18 protein-coding genes and 2 riboswitches are annotated in these 17506 nt (G+C 39.0%); of the genes, 3 read left to right on the top strand and 15 right to left on the bottom strand.

Translation table 11 applies throughout. From position 1 onward, the window contains the following. Positions 1-12: 12 nt before the first annotated feature. The 13 genes from sufC to HNP81_RS10480 form a co-directional block, all read right to left on the bottom strand. Complete coding sequence (gene sufC, locus HNP81_RS10535) at positions 13-798, bottom strand: Fe-S cluster assembly ATPase SufC (RefSeq protein WP_028393687.1); 786 nt, start codon at positions 796-798, stop codon at positions 13-15. A 529-nt stretch (positions 799-1327) separates the two neighbouring features. After that, positions 1328-1465: a YuzK family famiily protein gene (locus tag HNP81_RS24910; RefSeq protein WP_512698949.1), complete on the bottom strand. Its 138-nt coding sequence runs from the start codon at positions 1463-1465 to the stop codon at positions 1328-1330. A gap of 402 nt (positions 1466-1867) precedes the next feature. Further along, complete coding sequence (locus HNP81_RS10530) at positions 1868-2725, bottom strand: MetQ/NlpA family ABC transporter substrate-binding protein (RefSeq protein ID WP_182502597.1); 858 nt, start codon at positions 2723-2725, stop codon at positions 1868-1870. Positions 2726-2741: 16 nt separating this feature from the next. Continuing rightward, complete coding sequence (locus HNP81_RS10525; RefSeq protein ID WP_182502596.1) at positions 2742-3410, bottom strand: methionine ABC transporter permease; 669 nt, start codon at positions 3408-3410, stop codon at positions 2742-2744. Next, complete coding sequence (locus HNP81_RS10520; protein ID WP_028393684.1) at positions 3400-4437, bottom strand: methionine ABC transporter ATP-binding protein; 1038 nt, start codon at positions 4435-4437, stop codon at positions 3400-3402. Before HNP81_RS10520 ends, HNP81_RS10525 begins: the two co-directional genes overlap by 11 nt. 174 nt (positions 4438-4611) lie before the next feature. After that, positions 4612-4723, bottom strand: a riboswitch (SAM riboswitch). A 475-nt stretch (positions 4724-5198) separates the two neighbouring features. Next, the gene (locus HNP81_RS10515) at positions 5199-6512 is read right to left on the bottom strand and encodes an O-acetylhomoserine aminocarboxypropyltransferase/cysteine synthase family protein (RefSeq protein WP_182502595.1); all 1314 of its coding nucleotides are present in this window, start codon (positions 6510-6512) and stop codon (positions 5199-5201) included. Positions 6513-6617: 105 nt separating this feature from the next. Continuing rightward, positions 6618-6725: riboswitch (SAM riboswitch) on the bottom strand. Positions 6726-6912: 187 nt separating this feature from the next. Then, positions 6913-7224, bottom strand: coding sequence for a thioredoxin family protein (locus HNP81_RS10510; protein ID WP_028393682.1), 312 nt, complete (start codon positions 7222-7224; stop codon positions 6913-6915). Between the two features lie 15 nt (positions 7225-7239). Next, positions 7240-7596, bottom strand: a complete 357-nt coding sequence (locus HNP81_RS10505; protein WP_028393681.1) for a toprim domain-containing protein — start codon at positions 7594-7596, stop codon at positions 7240-7242. A gap of 278 nt (positions 7597-7874) precedes the next feature. Continuing rightward, positions 7875-8258 carry a glycine cleavage system protein GcvH gene (gene gcvH / locus HNP81_RS10500; protein ID WP_028393680.1) on the bottom strand — a complete coding sequence of 128 codons (384 nt, stop codon included), beginning with the start codon at positions 8256-8258 and terminating at the stop codon, positions 7875-7877. Between the two features lie 71 nt (positions 8259-8329). Next, positions 8330-8686: an arsenate reductase family protein gene (locus HNP81_RS10495; RefSeq protein ID WP_182502594.1), complete on the bottom strand. Its 357-nt coding sequence runs from the start codon at positions 8684-8686 to the stop codon at positions 8330-8332. A gap of 248 nt (positions 8687-8934) precedes the next feature. Then, entirely contained in the window at positions 8935-10719 is a 1785-nt protein-coding gene (locus tag HNP81_RS10490; protein WP_182502593.1) for an acyl-CoA dehydrogenase FadE, read from the bottom strand. Positions 10720-10779: 60 nt separating this feature from the next. Then, positions 10780-11958, bottom strand: a complete 1179-nt coding sequence (locus HNP81_RS10485; protein ID WP_182502592.1) for an acetyl-CoA C-acetyltransferase — start codon at positions 11956-11958, stop codon at positions 10780-10782. Positions 11959-12013: 55 nt separating this feature from the next. After that, positions 12014-14407, bottom strand: coding sequence for a 3-hydroxyacyl-CoA dehydrogenase/enoyl-CoA hydratase family protein (locus HNP81_RS10480; RefSeq protein ID WP_376766736.1), 2394 nt, complete (start codon positions 14405-14407; stop codon positions 12014-12016). Between the two features lie 203 nt (positions 14408-14610). Here HNP81_RS10480 and HNP81_RS10475 point away from each other — a divergent pair, with 203 nt between their 5' ends. The 3 genes from HNP81_RS10475 to HNP81_RS10465 all read left to right on the top strand — a co-directional run bounded on the left by HNP81_RS10475 (position 14611) and on the right by HNP81_RS10465 (position 15458). Then, positions 14611-14742 carry a YuzL family protein gene (locus HNP81_RS10475; RefSeq protein ID WP_082191192.1) on the top strand — a complete coding sequence of 44 codons (132 nt, stop codon included), beginning with the start codon at positions 14611-14613 and terminating at the stop codon, positions 14740-14742. Between the two features lie 77 nt (positions 14743-14819). Then, a complete protein-coding gene (locus tag HNP81_RS10470) occupies positions 14820-15098 on the top strand; it encodes a hypothetical protein (RefSeq protein ID WP_182502655.1) in 279 nt (92 codons plus the stop codon). An 81-nt stretch (positions 15099-15179) separates the two neighbouring features. Further along, positions 15180-15458 (top strand): spore coat protein, encoded by a 279-nt coding sequence (locus HNP81_RS10465; protein WP_182502654.1) that lies wholly within the window; start codon positions 15180-15182, stop codon positions 15456-15458. A gap of 307 nt (positions 15459-15765) precedes the next feature. On the opposite strand, the gene HNP81_RS10460 is transcribed toward HNP81_RS10465, so the two are convergent. Continuing rightward, complete coding sequence (locus HNP81_RS10460; protein ID WP_028393673.1) at positions 15766-16020, bottom strand: YusU family protein; 255 nt, start codon at positions 16018-16020, stop codon at positions 15766-15768. Positions 16021-16080: 60 nt separating this feature from the next. Then, complete coding sequence (locus tag HNP81_RS10455) at positions 16081-17265, bottom strand: FtsW/RodA/SpoVE family cell cycle protein (RefSeq protein ID WP_028393672.1); 1185 nt, start codon at positions 17263-17265, stop codon at positions 16081-16083. Between the last annotated feature and the right edge of the window lie 241 nt (positions 17266-17506).

The following is a 17506-nucleotide window of genomic DNA, read 5'->3' as shown; positions in this document are numbered from 1 at the left end:
AAATCCTCCTACTTACGCTTCTTGGCCAACAGTTTCGTCTTCAATGCCTAATTCTTCTTTAATCCACTCGTATCCTTCTGCTTCAAGGCGTTGTGCTAGCTCAGGACCGCCAGATTTAACAACACGTCCTTGCATCATAACGTGAACAAAATCAGGAGTGATATAATTCAATAGACGTTGATAGTGAGTGATGATCAAGCAACCGAAATCTTCGCCACGCATTTCATTGATCCCTTTTGATACAACTTTAAGAGCATCAATATCTAACCCAGAGTCAATTTCGTCTAGGATTGCAACTTTTGGTTCAATCATCATTAATTGTAGAATTTCATTACGCTTTTTCTCTCCGCCTGAGAACCCTTCATTTAAATAACGTTGAGCCATATCTTGATCCATTTCAAGGAAATCCATTTTCTCGTCCATTTTGCGAATGAATTTCATAAGTGAAATTTCATCGCCTTCTTCACGGCGTGCGTTAATCGCTGAACGAAGGAAGTCTGCATTCGTTACACCGCTGATTTCACTTGGATATTGCATAGCAAGGAAAAGACCAGCTTGGGCACGTTCGTCAACTTCCATTTCAAGAACATCTTTGCCGTCAAATGTAATGCTTCCGCTAGTTACTTCATACTTAGGGTGTCCCATGATTGCTGAAGAAAGAGTAGACTTACCTGTTCCATTAGGTCCCATGATTGCATGGATTTCTCCACCTTTGACTTCAAGGTTAACACCTTTTAAAATTTCTTTTCCTTCAATTGAAACATGAAGATCTTTAATCGTTAATGTTGAACCTGACATAGTAATACCTCCGTGATCTAAATCCTATTTTATAGCTAGAAAGTAAGATACCTTCTTTTCTATGACCGTTAAAATGATTCTCACTTTATTCTCATTATAATCTTATATCAAATTTAAACTGTAAGCAACTAATTAAAATGCTTTTCTACTATAAAGGATAGTGTTTTCCGGTACACATTGCAAGTAAAGCCCATAACAAGAGTTTTCCTACATACATCCATTTATTTTTCCCAAAAAAATGAATAATGATTCGATTCATTGTAATTATTCATACAAAATCTGACTGACTTTAAAACGCCACCATTCGATAAAATCATGTAGCACGCTACACATATCTAATCACAATGGTAACAGTTTAAAGCATGATCTATAACATATACCAGCTAGGTAGCTTCACTATATTATTAAATCGTAAATCCCCGTCTCAATGACCATCAAACAAATTATATTTACAGAGATCAAAAAAGACCGGCCGTTATCCATTACGTGGACTTCGACCGATCTTTCGACTACTTATCAAATGGAATTATTAATATATCTGACGTTGCAGATTATTCACGATTCGGTTGCCTTCTTCATAATCCCTCTCTCTTCGTTTCTCGACCTGGAGCCGAATATCCAATCGCCTGCTATACTCACCGTAGCCTATTCCGTGTGATTGTTGCATCGCCTTTTCCATTTCGCTCGTTACGTTTAACTCTAGAGAGTTGATAATGAATCAATCCTTCCATTTTTTATTGGATTTTAGTGTAACATCTCAGCAATTTACTTTTCAAAATCCATATACCCGTCACAGAGCCGATTACACATGATCAGCTAGAGAATATAACTAATATTCTTACTATTACGGAACAATGCTATGCAAGATAAAGTGAAACTTAAATCAGTCGGGGCTTTTACGAGGTTAAACGTTCTATTTTCAAAATTTATAAAAAAAGAAAAAAGGGGGTCCCATAATGACCTTCCCCCGTGCTTATTCAACAGTTTATAAGTGATTCAGCACTTATTTTAAACTGTAAACAGCAGTCGAGGCTTGGCCCATTTGTTGGGACACCCTTCTTCACAATTATTATTCAGCAGGTAAAACTGCTCCTTTATACTTTTCCATAATGAAATCTTGAATTTCTTTTGAGTGTAGAACTTCTACTAATGCTTTAATGTCTTCACGTTTCTCATCACCAGCACGAACGGCAATAATATTTACGTACGGATTGTCTTTTGCTGACTCAACTGCAATTGGATCATTTATCGGATCAAGTCCAGCATCTAATGCATAGTTTGCATTGATAACTACAGCATCCCCTTCACCATTATTAAAGACCTGTGGAAGTAATGCCGCTTCAATATTAGGTTGGAATACAAGTTTCTTCGGATTTTCAACAATATCATTGATCGTTGCTTTAGTTTTATTTATGCCTTCTTTTAACTTAATCAAACCATGTTCTTGGAAAATAGAAAGAATCCTTCCTTCATCTGATACAGCATCACGCATAATAATTTTTCCGCCTTTAGGGATTTCATCTAAACTTTTATACTTTTTAGAGTAAATCCCAATCGGCTCAATGTGCACAGCGCCAGCATTAACGAAATCATAGCCCTTATCTGCAATCTCTTCCTCTAAGTACGGAAGATGCTGAAAATAATTGGCATCAATTTCTTTTGCAGCCAATGCTTTATTCGGCAAAATAAAATCTGAGAAAACTTTAATCTCAAGATCGACTCCTTTTTCTTTTAATGCTGGTTTTGCTTTCTCAAGAATTTCAGCGTGCGGAACATTGGAAGCCCCAATAACTAGCTTTGTTAAGCCCTTCTCATCCGCAGAACCATTGTCACTTTCTTTCTTATCAGCACTTGTTCCACATGCTGTCAAACCTAATAATAATGTCGATGCAATTGCTAAAGTTTGAAACCATTTTTTCTTTTTCATTTCCTTTACCCCCATCTCATCGTTTGTCTAATTTTGAAGTTATTAAATCACCAATAAATTGGATGACGAACACAATTAGTAATATAACAATTGTTGCCAACAGCGTTACATCATTTTTCGTTCTCTGGAAACCTTCTTTATAAGCAAGATCTCCAAGTCCCCCTGCACCAATAGCACCAGCCATCGCCGTATAACCAACTAACGCGATAGCTGTAACGGTTATTCCGGAAACAAGAGCAGGCATAGATTCTGGTAATAATACTTTAAAAATAATGGTACTCGTTTTAGCGCCCATCGATCTCGCCGCTTCAATGACACCTTTATCCACTTCTCTGAGGCCAATCTCGACCATCCTCGCATAAAAGGGAGCAGCCCCGACAATTAGTGCAGGGAGAGCAGCCTTTGCACCTAGCATTGAACCTACAACAATAATCGTAAACGGAATTAATAAGATAATAAGAATAATAAATGGGATCGAGCGGAATATATTGACAACAGCTGAGATAATGATGTTAATCATTTTATTTTCCCACATCTGTCCTTTGGATGTTAAAAATAATAATAACCCTAGCAGGATTCCTAATACAAAAGTCGCAACTAAAGCAATCCCTGTCATATATAATGTTTCCTTCGTTGCTAACCATAGATTTTCCCAAATTACATTCGGAAACCAATTACTCAGCATTTGAGATCACCTCCACGCCAACCTGCTGTTCTTTGATGTATGTGATTGCACGGGAGATTTCCTCATCACTGCCATCCATATGAATAAACAATGTGCCATACGATCCACTTTGAGTTTGTGAAATTTTCCCTTGTACGATATTAACGTCCAATTGAAAATTACGGATAAGCTTTGTAATCAGCGGACTTTCCGTATTCTCCCCTACAAAAGTTAATTGAACAACCTTGCCTTGTGGATAGTTCTCGAGTAAATGGTCCACAGTGTCTTTCGTTTCCGCAGGCTCAGTTACTTGTTGAACAAACCGCTTTGTTATTTGTGCAGCTGGGTTCTGAAATACGTCTAGAACTGGACCTTGCTCAACAATTCTACCGCCTTCCATGACAGCAACCCGATGACAAATTTTACGAATTACATGCATTTCGTGAGTTATTAGAACAATTGTTAATCCTAATCGATTATTAATATCCACCAAAAGCTCTAGTATCGAGTCGGTTGTTTGCGGATCAAGTGCAGATGTCGCCTCATCACAAAGGAGTACCTTAGGGTTGTTCGCTAATGCTCGTGCTATTCCAACCCTTTGCTTCTGTCCACCGCTTAATTGGGAAGGGTAGGCATTTTCTCTGCCCTCTAAACCGACCAACTTAATTAATTCATTGACTCGTTTTTGGCGTTCACTTTTCTTTACACCGGCAATTTCAAGCGGAAACGCGATATTATCGTGAACAGTACGAGACCATAATAAATTAAAATGTTGAAAAATCATGCTAATCTCTTGACGCGCCTTACGCAAGTTACGACCTTTAATGCTCGAAATCGTATTTCCTGCAACAACGACAGAACCCGTTGATGGGGTTTCTAAACCATTTAGCATTCGGATGAGGGTACTTTTTCCTGCACCACTATATCCAATAATTCCAAATATTTCACCTTTGTTAATTGTTAAATTGACTTCATCAACAGCCTTAATCGGCTGGGATTGCAAAGATTTGGTACTGAATACCTTACTAACTTTCGACAGTGTTATCATTGAACTCACCTCTTTATGCAATAAAACCTATGAACCTACTCATGTTGTTTGTAAAAACCTTCTACTAAATAAGATTTCACGAACCGCTCCATTCATGCACTGTTTATTTGCATCATTGGAAATAAAAAATGCCTTTCTGCAGAGAGCAGAAAGGCATTATGAAAAAAGACCTTTCTCTCATCTCCCAAAGCAATTAGCTTTGCGTGAATTGGCACCTTTTCAAAGCAATAGCTTTGCCGGTTGCCGGGCTTCATCGGGCACATCCCTCCACCTCTCTTGATAAGAGCAAACAAGTATAAGAAATTGATGAATCATCAATTAAAGTTCATTTTGTTTTCGTTGGAATAATACCATGCAAAAAGATAGAGTGTCAATGTATTATATTTCTATTTTATGAAAGTCTATTAAAAAAACTTGCCAACAATCGATTTTATATAAAGTGAAACTTCAATCATTGAGGGTTTTCTTCATCCCTCAATGATTGTTAGTCTTATTCTACTGTCGCTTAGATTTTCGCTCTTGCTTCGATCAATCGACAGTACAAACTTTATTCAATGAATCAGAGACAGTACGCTGCGTCCTCATGTCTTCGTCTTTGTGACCCACATCATGGGCACAAACTTTATCTCCGCTCATGCATCGGTAAGATTCATTGTATCTATCCAATCGGACCCTTACAGGCAGTTGATCCCACCTATCTTCTTTTAGCATGCTTAGAATCTTAAGGTTGGGATCTTACTGCCCGTTAAGAGTGGAAAAAATTATTTTACCGTAAGTGAATGGATGCCAGTAGCTTTTTCGATTGCTTGTTCAAGATCATCGATTAAGTCTTGGGCGTTCTCAATCCCCACAGATAAACGTACCAAATCTTCGCTTACGCCAGCTTTCTCAATTTCTTTCGCAGTAAGCTGTTGGTGTGTCGTACTTGCTGGATGGATGATTAAACTTTTTGCATCCCCAACGTTCGCAACATGAGACCAAAGGCGAATAGAGTCGATCAGTTTTGCTCCCGCTTCTCTGCCACCTTTAATGCCAAATGTGACAATGGATCCCGCTCCTTTTGGTAAATATTTATCAGCCAATTTCTTATCAGGATGATCATCATTACCCGGATAGTTGACCCAAGAAACCGCAGGATGATTTTGTAGATAATCGATGATAATTTTCGTATTTGAAATATGTTCCTTCATTCTCACATGTAATGTTTCCAATCCTACGGCAAATTGAAATGCGCTCTGTGGGCTTAATTGTGGCCCTAAATCTCTAAGCAGTTGAACACGAGCTTTTGTAATAAATGCAGCTGGGCCACATGCTTCACTATACACAATTCCGTCATAGCTTGGATCTGGTTCAGTAAATCCTGGGAAATTCGGTGAATTATAATTAAATTTCCCTGCATCTACAATGATTCCGCCCATTGTCGTGCCATTCCCCAGTAACCATTTTGTTGCGGAATGAACGATAATATCAGCGCCAAAATCAATCGGTCTGCATAGATATGGTGTCGCAAACGTACTATCAATAATGAGCGGAACACCTGCTTCATGTGCAATATCTGCTACTGCTTCAATATCAAAAACACGCAAACTTGGATTCCCGATCACTTCCGCAAATACCGCTCTTGTTCGTGAAGTAATCGCTTCTCTAAAGTTTTCAGGACTATCAGGTGATACAAAATGGACCTTTATCCCATATTTCGGAAGTGTGTTGGCAAATAAATTATATGTACCGCCATACAAAGTGGAAGCAGCTACAATTTCATCCCCCGCACCTGCGATATTCATAATCGCTAACGTGATTGCAGCCATACCACTAGATACTGCTAATGCACCAATGCCCCCCTCTAATAACGCTACTCTCTCCTCGAACGTCGTTACGGTTGGGTTATGAATTCTTGAATAAATATAACCACTCTCTTTCAAACCGAACAAATTAGCTGCATGCTCTGTGCTTTTAAAAGCAAAAGCATTACTTTGATAAATTGGTAATGATCTAGCTCCAGTAGTCGGGTCAGCCTCAAGCCCACCGTGTACACTTAATGTCTCAAATCGATAATTGTTTTTTTCTTCTCCCATGCAAATCCACTCCCTTTTCGTCATTTATTCCTTATTTTTCGCCCTGGCAAACTAAGTGGATGAGAATCAAAAAAAACCTCTTTAAGAAGAGGTTTTTATCAACTCTTCTTATCTTCCAGAGCTAATACTCTGCTGGAATTAGCACCGTGTATGATATTACATACCGGTTGCCGGGCTTCGTAGGACCAGTTCCTCCACCACTCTTGATAAGAAATTATTTTAATTTTCGGTAAATTAATCTTAGGACTAATATATCACGGCCTATAGTGCTCGTCAACTTTATTTTTATTTTGCCCTACGTCAAATATTGCTGCCGGATAAATGGGAACTTAAGAAGACCCATACCTCACACGCATCGACTTTTACCGTGTCGTTGATACGAAGTGTTGTTGGGCCTTCTTTACAATTCCAGCTTTTTTAAGAGAGTATACAAATAAGGGACAGATTGGAATGCGTAAATTTTCTCCAACAATTGTCCTTCTTTAATAAGCAACAAACAAGGGACACTTTCTATCTTATATTGTATTGAGATGGCTGGAATATAGTTCATATTCATCTTGCCGCTTTTTAATTTAGGATACATCTCTAACACTACAGTTAGCATTTTTGAAGCGACCTGACAAGTTCCACACATCGGGGTATACAAATATAAGCAAAAAGTATCCTTTTGTTGAATCGCGTCATTTAATTCTCTTTCATTCCATTCTTGCATGGTAATACCTATCCTCTATTCTAAAAATTTCATTTTCACATCTATTTTAGCTGAAAGTAGCATAGTTGAAAGATGTTTTAGCGGGGCATCCGCCACTTGACGATACATTTTATCTATATAAATATGGGATGCATTGGGCAATTCACGCATCAGCTGTTTCCTAAGTTTTTCTCCAGAATCATCTGCGTCTACGAGGATATAAACATCTTTGTCTTCCAACTCTTCCACAAGTTCATCCAATCGAACTAAAGAGATTGTCCCGTTTGTACAGATAATCTCAATATCTTCATTCAAGATCTTTTTTACTTGACGCTTATCAGAAGTACCTTCGACAATAAGAATTTTTTCAACCTCAGGCTTCACGAACAACATCATCACCCATCTTTTAGTTCATTCAATGTACAAAAGTTAAGCGCCATCCATTACCATGAAGGATCAATCCTGTAGCACGCTACTCGCCTAATCCTAATGGCGGCGGTGCGGAGACGGATTTTCGGGACTTTCTATAATTAAATAAGTATACCTGCTAAGTAGGTAGGTTATATTAGAAGGTTGCGAAGCCCCGTCCCCATGTCCTTCATACAGGAAATTTCAATAATTGACCGATAAAACAAGGAAGACCGTCGCAGCAGTCTTCCTCATTTAACACGTTATCCTTCGTTAATCATTGCTTCGTAAGACTCTGCTGTCATTAATTTCTCAATTTCACTGTTGTCAGACGGTTCGACTACGATCATCCAAGCCTTCTCATAAGGGGATTCGTTGACAAACTCAGGGCTATCATTCAGATCTTCATTCACTGCAACGATTTTACCGCTGATCGGTGCATATAATTCAGAAACTGTTTTAACAGATTCCACGCTGCCGAATGGCTCGTCCGCTTTAATTTCATCGCCTACTTCTGGAAGCTCAACAAACACGATATCACCAAGCTCTGATTGCGCAAAGTGTGTAATTCCGATACGAACCGTTTCACCTTCAGTTTTAACCCATTCATGTTCTTCCGAGTAACGTAGTTCTTTTGGTGTTGTCATTAGTAAATCCCTCCAAGTATGTAGTACTATCACTCTTATAGTATAAAGTAGATTTTCCAATTTGGAAGTGTTTAAATCCAATTCTTCTCAAATTCTTCTTCTTTAAAACCGACTGTTACCTTTTTCCCGTCTGTAACAATCGGACGCTTTATTAACATTCCGTCTGAAGCTAATAACTCTAGCATCTCTTGTTCAGAAGCATCTTTCAAACGATCCTTCAATCCCATTTCACGATACTTTTGACCACTTGTGTTAAAAAATTTCTTTAATTCCAGACCACTGTTACGGAACAACTCTTTCAATTCAGAACTTGAAGGCGGATTTTCCGCGATATGGATGTCTTTGTATGTAAGTTCATGTGCATCAAGCCAATTTTTAGCTTTACGGCAAGTTCCGCATTTTGGATACCAATAAAATGTTAAGGCCATTTTCTCACCACCTATTGATAGAATACCCGTTTTTTAGTCGTAATACAAAATAAACATGACGTAAAAACACCATCATTTTCCACGGAGGATAAATAATATAGTATGCTACATTCGCCTAATCACAATGGTGGCGGTGCGAAGTTAATTTAACGAAGCCCCACCCCCATGCACTTCATTCAAAAAGACTCCCAGAATTCCTGAACAGTGAAGACGCTCAAGTTCTCAGAGTCTTTATTTCATTTTTTAATCTATAACACAAATTTTCCTGCTTCAATTAATTTAACAGAGGCTTCACGTTTTTTAGCAATAACATTGATGGGTGTATGTCTAGTTAACTTGCGAAGAGAAGAAAGCATAATACGCAATGGATCGCCCGTTTCTATAGCAATTAAAGTTTCCTTTGCATGCTGCTCGATTTCATTAAATGCTTCTTGAACGAAGATTTCTGTGTAAAGAACCTTTTGTTTGTTCTTTAGTAATCCATTTCTAGCTATTGCCTTTTCTGTACGCAGAATAACAGATTCAGCCGCATAAGCAAGTGAGACGATATCCGCAATGTTTACCAGAATTTCTTGCTCTTCCTCAAGCTTAGGTCCAAATTTTTGTGCAACAAGTCCTGCCGCAAGCAAGCCGATTTTCTTCGCATTTCTCATTAGCATTTTTTCTTGTGCCAATGGCTCATCGCTCGGTTCCTCAGGCATCATCATCATTAATTCTTCTTGGAGAGTTTGAGCTTTTTGTAGAAGGGGTAACTCGCCTTTTAACGCTTTTTTCAAGAATGTTCCCGATACCAATAAGCGATTGATTTCATTCGTCCCTTCAAAAATGCGATTGATTCGTGAATCGCGGTATGCTCGTTCAATTTCGTACTCTTGCATGAAACCATAACCGCCATGTAGCTGGACGCCTTCATCTACAACATAATCCAACACTTCTGTAGCAAAGAATTTATTCAATGAACATTCAATCGCATACTCAGCAATGGATGCTGCAACCGCTTTGCCATCTTTCACTTCTTCATCTGACAGCTGGCTCATTCTTTGTTCAAAAAGTCCAACTGTACGGTAGACTGAACTTTCGGCTGCAAAGATTTTCGAAGCCATCGTCGCCAATTTTTCTTTTGTTAAGTTAAATGATGAAATGGCTGTTTTGAATTGTTGACGTTGGTTCGTGTAGCTTACAGTAAGGTCGAAGGCACGCTTCGCCCCTCCTACTACACCTACACCTAATTTATAACGTCCGACATTTAATATATTGAAAGCAATAACGTGCCCGCGACCAGCTTCGCCAAGGAGATTCTCAATTGGCACTTGAGCGTCTTCAAGGATCAACGTACGTGTAGACGAACTTTTGATTCCCATTTTCTTCTCTTCAGCGCCGACAGATACACCTGAAAATTCACGCTCTATGATGAAGGATGAGAATTTTTCTCCATCGATTTTTGCGTATACAATGAATACATCAGCAAATGCCGAATTGGTTATCCATTGTTTTTCGCCGTTTAATACGTAGTGAGTACCTTTTTCATTCAGTCTTGCTACAGTTTTTGCCCCTAGAGCATCCGATCCTGAACTTGGCTCCGTCAAAGCGTAAGCGGCAATTTTTTCACCTGTTGCAAGCAGTGGCAAGTATTTTTGTTTTTGATCTTCGTTCCCGAAAAGAACAATTGGCAGAGAACCAATTCCAACATGAGCACCATGTGTAATTCCAAATCCGCCTGCACGAGACATTTTCTCACCAATTAGTGCGGAACTGACTTTATCAAGACCGAGTCCTCCGTATTCTTCTGGAACATCTGCCCCTAACAAGCCGAGTTCACCGGCTTGTTTCAGCAATTTCACTGAGCGATCGAATTCGTGGCTCTCTAAATATTCAACCTCTGGTAATACTTTATTAATGACAAAGTCCTCCGTTGTTTTTGCAATCATTTTTTGCTCATCCGTGTAATCCTCTGGAGTGAATATTCGATCATACGTAATGTCTTCAATAAAAAAACCGCCGCCTTTAATCAACGTTTCAGTTTGCTTAGCCATCTACCGTACCTCCTAATCGAATTCAAGCGTCAGGCCCTTCCTTGTCAGCCAAGAAAATCATTATCCAATTAACTCAAATACTCCAGCAGCTCCCATGCCGCCACCAATACACATCGTTACGATGCCAAATTGCTGATTTCTGCGTTTCAATTCATGAAGCAAGCTTAGCGTTAATTTTGTACCGGTGCACCCTAGTGGATGACCGAGGGCAATTGCACCGCCGTTTACATTCACAATTTCCTCATTTAAACCAAGTTTTCGGATGATTTGGATCGATTGTGAGGCAAACGCTTCATTCAATTCAAATAAACCAATATCTGAGAGGTCCAACCCCGCTAGTTTTAATGCTTTAGGAATTGCCGCTACCGGACCAATCCCCATAATTTCAGGAGGTACGCCAGCTACTGCAAATGAACGAAATTTCCCCAGTGGAACGAAGCCAAGTGAAGTCGCCTTCTCACGATCCATGACCATAACAGCCGCCGCCCCGTCACTTGTTTGTGAGGCGTTACCAGCGGTTACTGAACCTGTTAGTGAAAAAGCTGGTCGTAACTTGCTAAGAATATCTATTGTGGTTCCTTCACGTGCACCTTCGTCTGTCGTAAATTGATAGCTTCTTAAATCAGGCTTTAAATCCGCACCAACAGAATGAATGGTTACATCAACGGGCACAATCTCATCAACAAATTTTCCAGCCGCAATTGCCTTTGTTGCTTTTTGATGGCTCCGAACCGCAAAAGCATCTTGGTCTTCACGAGAGATGCCAAACTTCTTTGCTACTTCTTCTGCTGTATGCCCCATTCCCATATAATATTCAGGTGACGTTTCCGCAAGCTTTGTATTCGGACGAGTCACATGCCCCATCATTGGTACCATACTCATGGATTCTACTCCGCCAGCAATGACTGTATCGCTAAATCCAAGCATAATTCTTTCTGCACCATAGGCAATACTGTTCAAACCGCTTGAACAATAGCGATTGATGGTAATGGCAGGTACAGAATTGGGCAAGCCGGCAAGTGCGCCGATGTTTCTTGCCATATTTAAGCCTTGTTCTGCTTCTGGCATGGCACATCCAATGATTAAATCATCAATGCTTCCTTCGTAATTGCCAGCACGCTTCAATGTCTCTTTCACGACAAGAGCACCTAGGTCATCCGGCCGCACTTTGGCAAGAGAACCTTTTTTCGCTTTCCCAACTGGCGTTCTTGCTCCAGCTACTATTACCGCTTCCCTCATAAGGATCCTCCTTATATTAAATGTAAGAATCTACCTAAATGAACATATATCATGATTAGTTGCTCAGCGGCTTTCCTTTAAGAAGCATATGTTGCATTCTCTGCTGTGATTTTGTCATAGAAATTAAGCTTAAGAATGCTTCTTTTTCTAAGTTTAATAAGTATTGCTCATCCACCTCTGTACCAAATGGAACTTTACCGCCAGCTAGAACAAAGGCAAGCTTTTTCGCAATGACCATGTCGTGTTCAGAGAGATATCCTGTTAGGCGCATCGACTCTGCTCCTAGTAACAGAGTTGCATACCCCGATTCGCCAACTACTGGAATTTTTTCCTTTACTGGAGCCCTATAGCCTTGATCGTGCAAAGCCAGAACCACTTGCTTCGCATCATATATTAAGTGATCTGGATTTACGCTGATTCCATCCACCAGATTCAAGAAATTATTTTCACGTGCTTCTTCTCCCGATGAGGAAACCTTTGCCGTAGCAACCATTTCAAATACTTTGTTTACGACTTTCTGCAAATCAACTTCCACACCTTTTGGCAAGCTTGTCAACGTCTTATAATAAAGCTCTTTCGCTCCGCCACCGCCAGGAATTAAACCAACTCCCGCTTCAACAAGGCCCATATATGTTTCTGAAGATGCTTGAATACGAGCTGCCGGAAGACACACTTCAGCACCTCCGCCTAAAGCCATATTAAACGGGGCTGCAACAACTGGTTTCGAACTATATTTTATCTTTAACATCGCTTTTTGGAACTGAGTGATGACCATATCTAATTCGAAAATATTGTCATCCTGCGCTTCCATTAGCATTAAAGCAATATTCGCTCCGACACAGAAATTCTTCCCTTGGTTACCAATAACCAGACCTTTATAATTCGCTTCTACTTCCTCAATCGAATAGTTGATCATTTGAATGATATCAAGTCCGATTGCATTGTTTGGTGAAGTAAATTCAAGTAATGCCACATCATCACCGATATCAATTAAGGCTGCACCACTATTCTTTTTAATGACCCCTTTTTGTTTTTTCATCTTTTTTAAATCGATTACTTTAGGGTTTTCGATAACTAACTTATATTCACCATGATGGAAGTACAGCATTTCACCTTGTTCATTTTCTTTGTAAAAGTGAGTGAACCCATTTCTTAGCATTTCTTTTATCCATTCTGGTACGTGAACGCCTTCTTGCTCTAATTTCGTTACGGACTTCTCTAGACCAATCGCATCCCATGTTTCAAACGGACCATGTGTCCAACCGAATCCCCATTTCATCGCTTGATCGATTGCTACTATATCGTCTGCGATTTCACCAAGCAGTGCAGCAGAGTAAGTGAGCACCGGGGTTATTATCTTCCACAAGAGCTGTCCGGCACGATCATCCGCATATACGAGCGCCTTCATTTTATTAGAAAAACCTTTTGCCTGCTTGCTCATTTCAGTCGAGGGCGTTTTTAGTTTCTTTCTCGGAATATATTCCAAAGTTTTTGGATTAAGTTCGAGAATTTCCTTTCCTTTTTTCAAATAAAAACCTTGGCCGCTTTTACTTCCCAGCCACTCTCTTTCAACCATATTGTTTACGAAATCAGGAATCTGAAAAACTTCCTTTTCTTTACCAGCTACCTGTTCATATACATTTCTTGCTACATGAGCAAATGTGTCTAACCCAACAACATCGAGTGTACGAAACGTTGCACTTTTCGGTCTACCAATCATTGGTCCTGTGATGGAGTCTACTTCACCGATACTTAAACCTTCTTTTAACATTTCTTGTACAGTTACAAGCAAACCATATGTTCCAATTCTATTAGCTATGAAATTGGGTGTATCTTTCGCTTCGACAACCCCTTTTCCAAGGACATCTTCACCAAACTGTTTCATAAATAAAATCACTTCTGGATCCGTCATTTTTGTTGGAATGATTTCAAGCAGCTTTAAATAACGAGGAGGGTTGAAGAAATGAGTTCCTAGAAAATTCCTTTGAAAGTCTGACGAACGCCCTTTTGCCATAGCCTCAACCGAGATTCCAGATGTATTGGAACTGATGATGCTCCCTTGCTTCCTATACTGATCAACTTTTGCAAAAATTTCTTTTTTCACATGTAAATTTTCAACGACGACCTCAATAATCCAATCGACAGAGCCAAGTTTTTCTATGTCATCTTCAAAGTTACCTGCCTCAATTAGTGCGAGATTACTTTTTGAAGTAAGTGGGGCAGGCTTTTGTTTCAAGAGGTTTTGAATAGATGTACGGCTTAATCGGTTTCTAACCGCTTTATCTTCTAGTGACAATCCTTGTTTCTTTTCATCCTCAGAAAGCTCTCTGGGGACGATATCAAATATATAAGTTGGAATTCCTATGTTAGCAAGGTGTGCAGCAATCCCTGAGCCCATAACCCCTGACCCTAAAACAGCGGCCTTTCTGATTTGTCGAACCAAGTTCATATCCCCCTTACTTAATTGTTTTGAATGAATACTCATTCATTTTTTCATTAAAAAAATACGCGACCTTTTTCTATCTTAAATATAGATGATTTCAGAAAATTCCGCAATCATTATTGGCTAAAAACGCCACTTTTTCATTCAACAAATGGTGACATATTATTTCTCTAACCACAAAGACTAACGAGGTAGGAGGTGATTCGTAAATGGTTAAGCGTAAAGATAACCCATCAAAGGCTGCAGTAAGTGCAGCGAGCGTAAAAGGCAACGCAGGTCCTGGAGTAGAAGGACATGGACAAAACAAAGTGAACAGTACAAATAATCAATTTAAAAAATGAAGTTGTTCCTCACTATAGTATGTATTCCTTTTAATAGTGGTGTTCTTTAGAAGTAAGATGAGGTGGGAGGAAATATGATGCAACAAAATATGCAAGGCAACCAGCCACAGAGCCAAACTCCTATCGGGGTTATGAAACAGCCACCCAAAATGGTTTCAACGAAAGATAGCCTTTATTTAAAAGATATGCTTTCTTGGAATTTACTTGCTATGAAGAAAGCTCATTTCTTCGCCGCTCAATGCCAAGATCAACAAGTCGTGCAAGCCTTGAATAAATATGGCCAAATGCATCAGCGCCATTATAACACCGTACTTGCACATCTTAATCCTGCTCAGCAAAATAAACAGTTCCAATAATCATGATGAAAGGAGATATACAATTTGCCCAATCAAAGTAAAGTGCAAAACCCTGAATCACCTATTCCAAAAACACCACAAATGAATGAACGTGACTTCGTAAATGATATGCTGAGTACAGAAAAATATTTAAAAAGTTCTTATGGAGTAGCATTAAATGAATTGAGCAATCAAACTATGTACCAAGATATTCAATCCATCTATACCGAAGTGGAAACAGCTCAAAGGGAACTTTATTACTTAATGTTTGAAAAAGGCTGGTATGCCCTGGAACAAGAAGACACGCAAAAAATCGGCCAAGCCTATCAACAATTTAGCGGCTATAAAACGCAATTTCCTTATGGCCCTGGAATACAATAAAGTGAATCTCAATCAGCAGAGGGTTTGTTCATCGCCCATTGATTGTGTCGTCAAATCATATGCTAGCGTTTCGTTAAAGCGAGGCGACTAATGTAGGAACGTCTCCTAAGATTGCTCACTTTTTGTGAGCAATGGGCGCCATTCCATCCTGTGATAATCCGACAAGCATAGGATGGAATACGGCGTGGCGTAGATTGCCACAGAGTATTACAGCTTATGACAGAGAGGTTAGCATCTTCAACTAGATTAGGCAGTTATCCTCCGCCTAAGCCTTGTAGGTGCTGCCCCTTAATATAAAAGGAGAAGGCTAAGCCTTCTCCTTTTGTTCTCGATAATCATCGTTAAGTTTTTTTATTTCTTGAATCAGCTTAATCATATCTTGTTTTGCTTCTGGATAGGTGGCATTCCAATGCTTAGCAAGCGCAGGCATCGATTTAGCAATATACGAATAAAGTGCCCAGTATCGTACTTTTTCCTGAAGTTCAGGATCATTTTCACCAGTAAGAAGTTCCGTATATTTCTCAATTAAACCATCAAATTGCTCAGTAAATTGATTGTTCATATCAACACTCCTTTGCAAGTGATTTTTTTAAGAACCTACAAGTCAGCATTTGTGCTTTACTTATTTATCCGTAGAAAACATATATTTCTTATAATGATATCTAATACTAAAAATTAGACCCATCGCCATCATATTTCCCATCAGTGAACTCCCACCATAACTTATGAAGGGAAGCGGAATACCAGTAATCGGCAAAACACCAATAGTCATGCCAATGTTTTGAAATACGTGGAACGTAATCATACTAATGACCCCTACACAAATATACGTATAGAAGTTATTCTTCGTGTCCATCCCTGATTTCGTAATATGATAAATCAGCAAGAAGAACAAACTAACAACAATACTTGACCCAAAGAATCCGAATTCTTCCCCAATCACACTAAAGATGAAATCAGAATGACTTTCTGGCAAGTACACTTCTCTGGCACCGATGCCACCTTCTAATGCTTTTCCTGTCGTTTGCCCTGATCCAATAGCAAGCAGTGATTTCGTTAATTGATATCCTGTTGAACTGGCGTAATTATAAGGGTCTAACCAGGAATAAATCCGTCCAAATTGATATTGCTTGACCCCTAAATATTTTTCTAAAATATCAGGATGCCAGAGAACAAAATATAATATTGTTCCAGCGACTACTGTACCGCCTGCAAAAATAGGTGTTAATATCTTCCACGAAACACCTGAAACAAAAATCACTCCAACTAAAATTGCAATTAATACAAGAGAAGTTCCTAAGTCAGGCTGCAACATAACTAGCATAATTGGTGCCATCGTTACTAGACCTAATTTCAACAACAGCCAGAAATCCGTTGAAAGCGTCTTAATTGGATTTCTTTCATGATGAGCGGACGCTACATTGGCAAGCGCTATAATCAAAAACGTCTTCATGAATTCGGAAGGCTGAATCGAACCTACATGTTTAATGACAAACCAACTCTTGGCCCCATTTATGTTAGGAGCTAACGTATCTGGTGCTATCACTAGCAAGAAAAGTAAAAAAAGTCCAAATCCATATAAATACCAAGTTATTTTCTTTAATTGATCTGAATCAATGGTAATAATAGCTGCAACAATACCTACACCAACCGCGTACCAAAATACTTGTTGTATCAAAAAGTTATTTACATATTGTCCAGATGTCTGTGCACTGTATATCGCAATACAGCTCGTAATAAATAGCAGAAATAGTATAAATGCTAATGTATAATCAATTCTGGATGAAAGTTTATTTTTTGATTCCATATTACTCTCCCCTAAGAAGGATTAAGGGAACTATGTTCAGTTGCATTTTGCGAAAATAATCCCTTTCTTACATCTATCCATTATACTGTATACCTACAAAATCACAACTATATCGTTTGTTGGATATCATCACCATATAATCAAAAATGGGCACCTATCCTATTTTGTTAAATGATAACTTCCTTTTCAAAATTAAACATTGCTTATACTCTAGAAATACATTATACTACTATCATATTTA

This window comes from Peribacillus huizhouensis, from assembly GCF_014138605.1.
GTDB lineage: Bacteria > Bacillota > Bacilli > Bacillales > DSM-1321 > Peribacillus > Peribacillus huizhouensis.
This window is presented reverse-complemented; position numbering and strand designations above follow the sequence as displayed.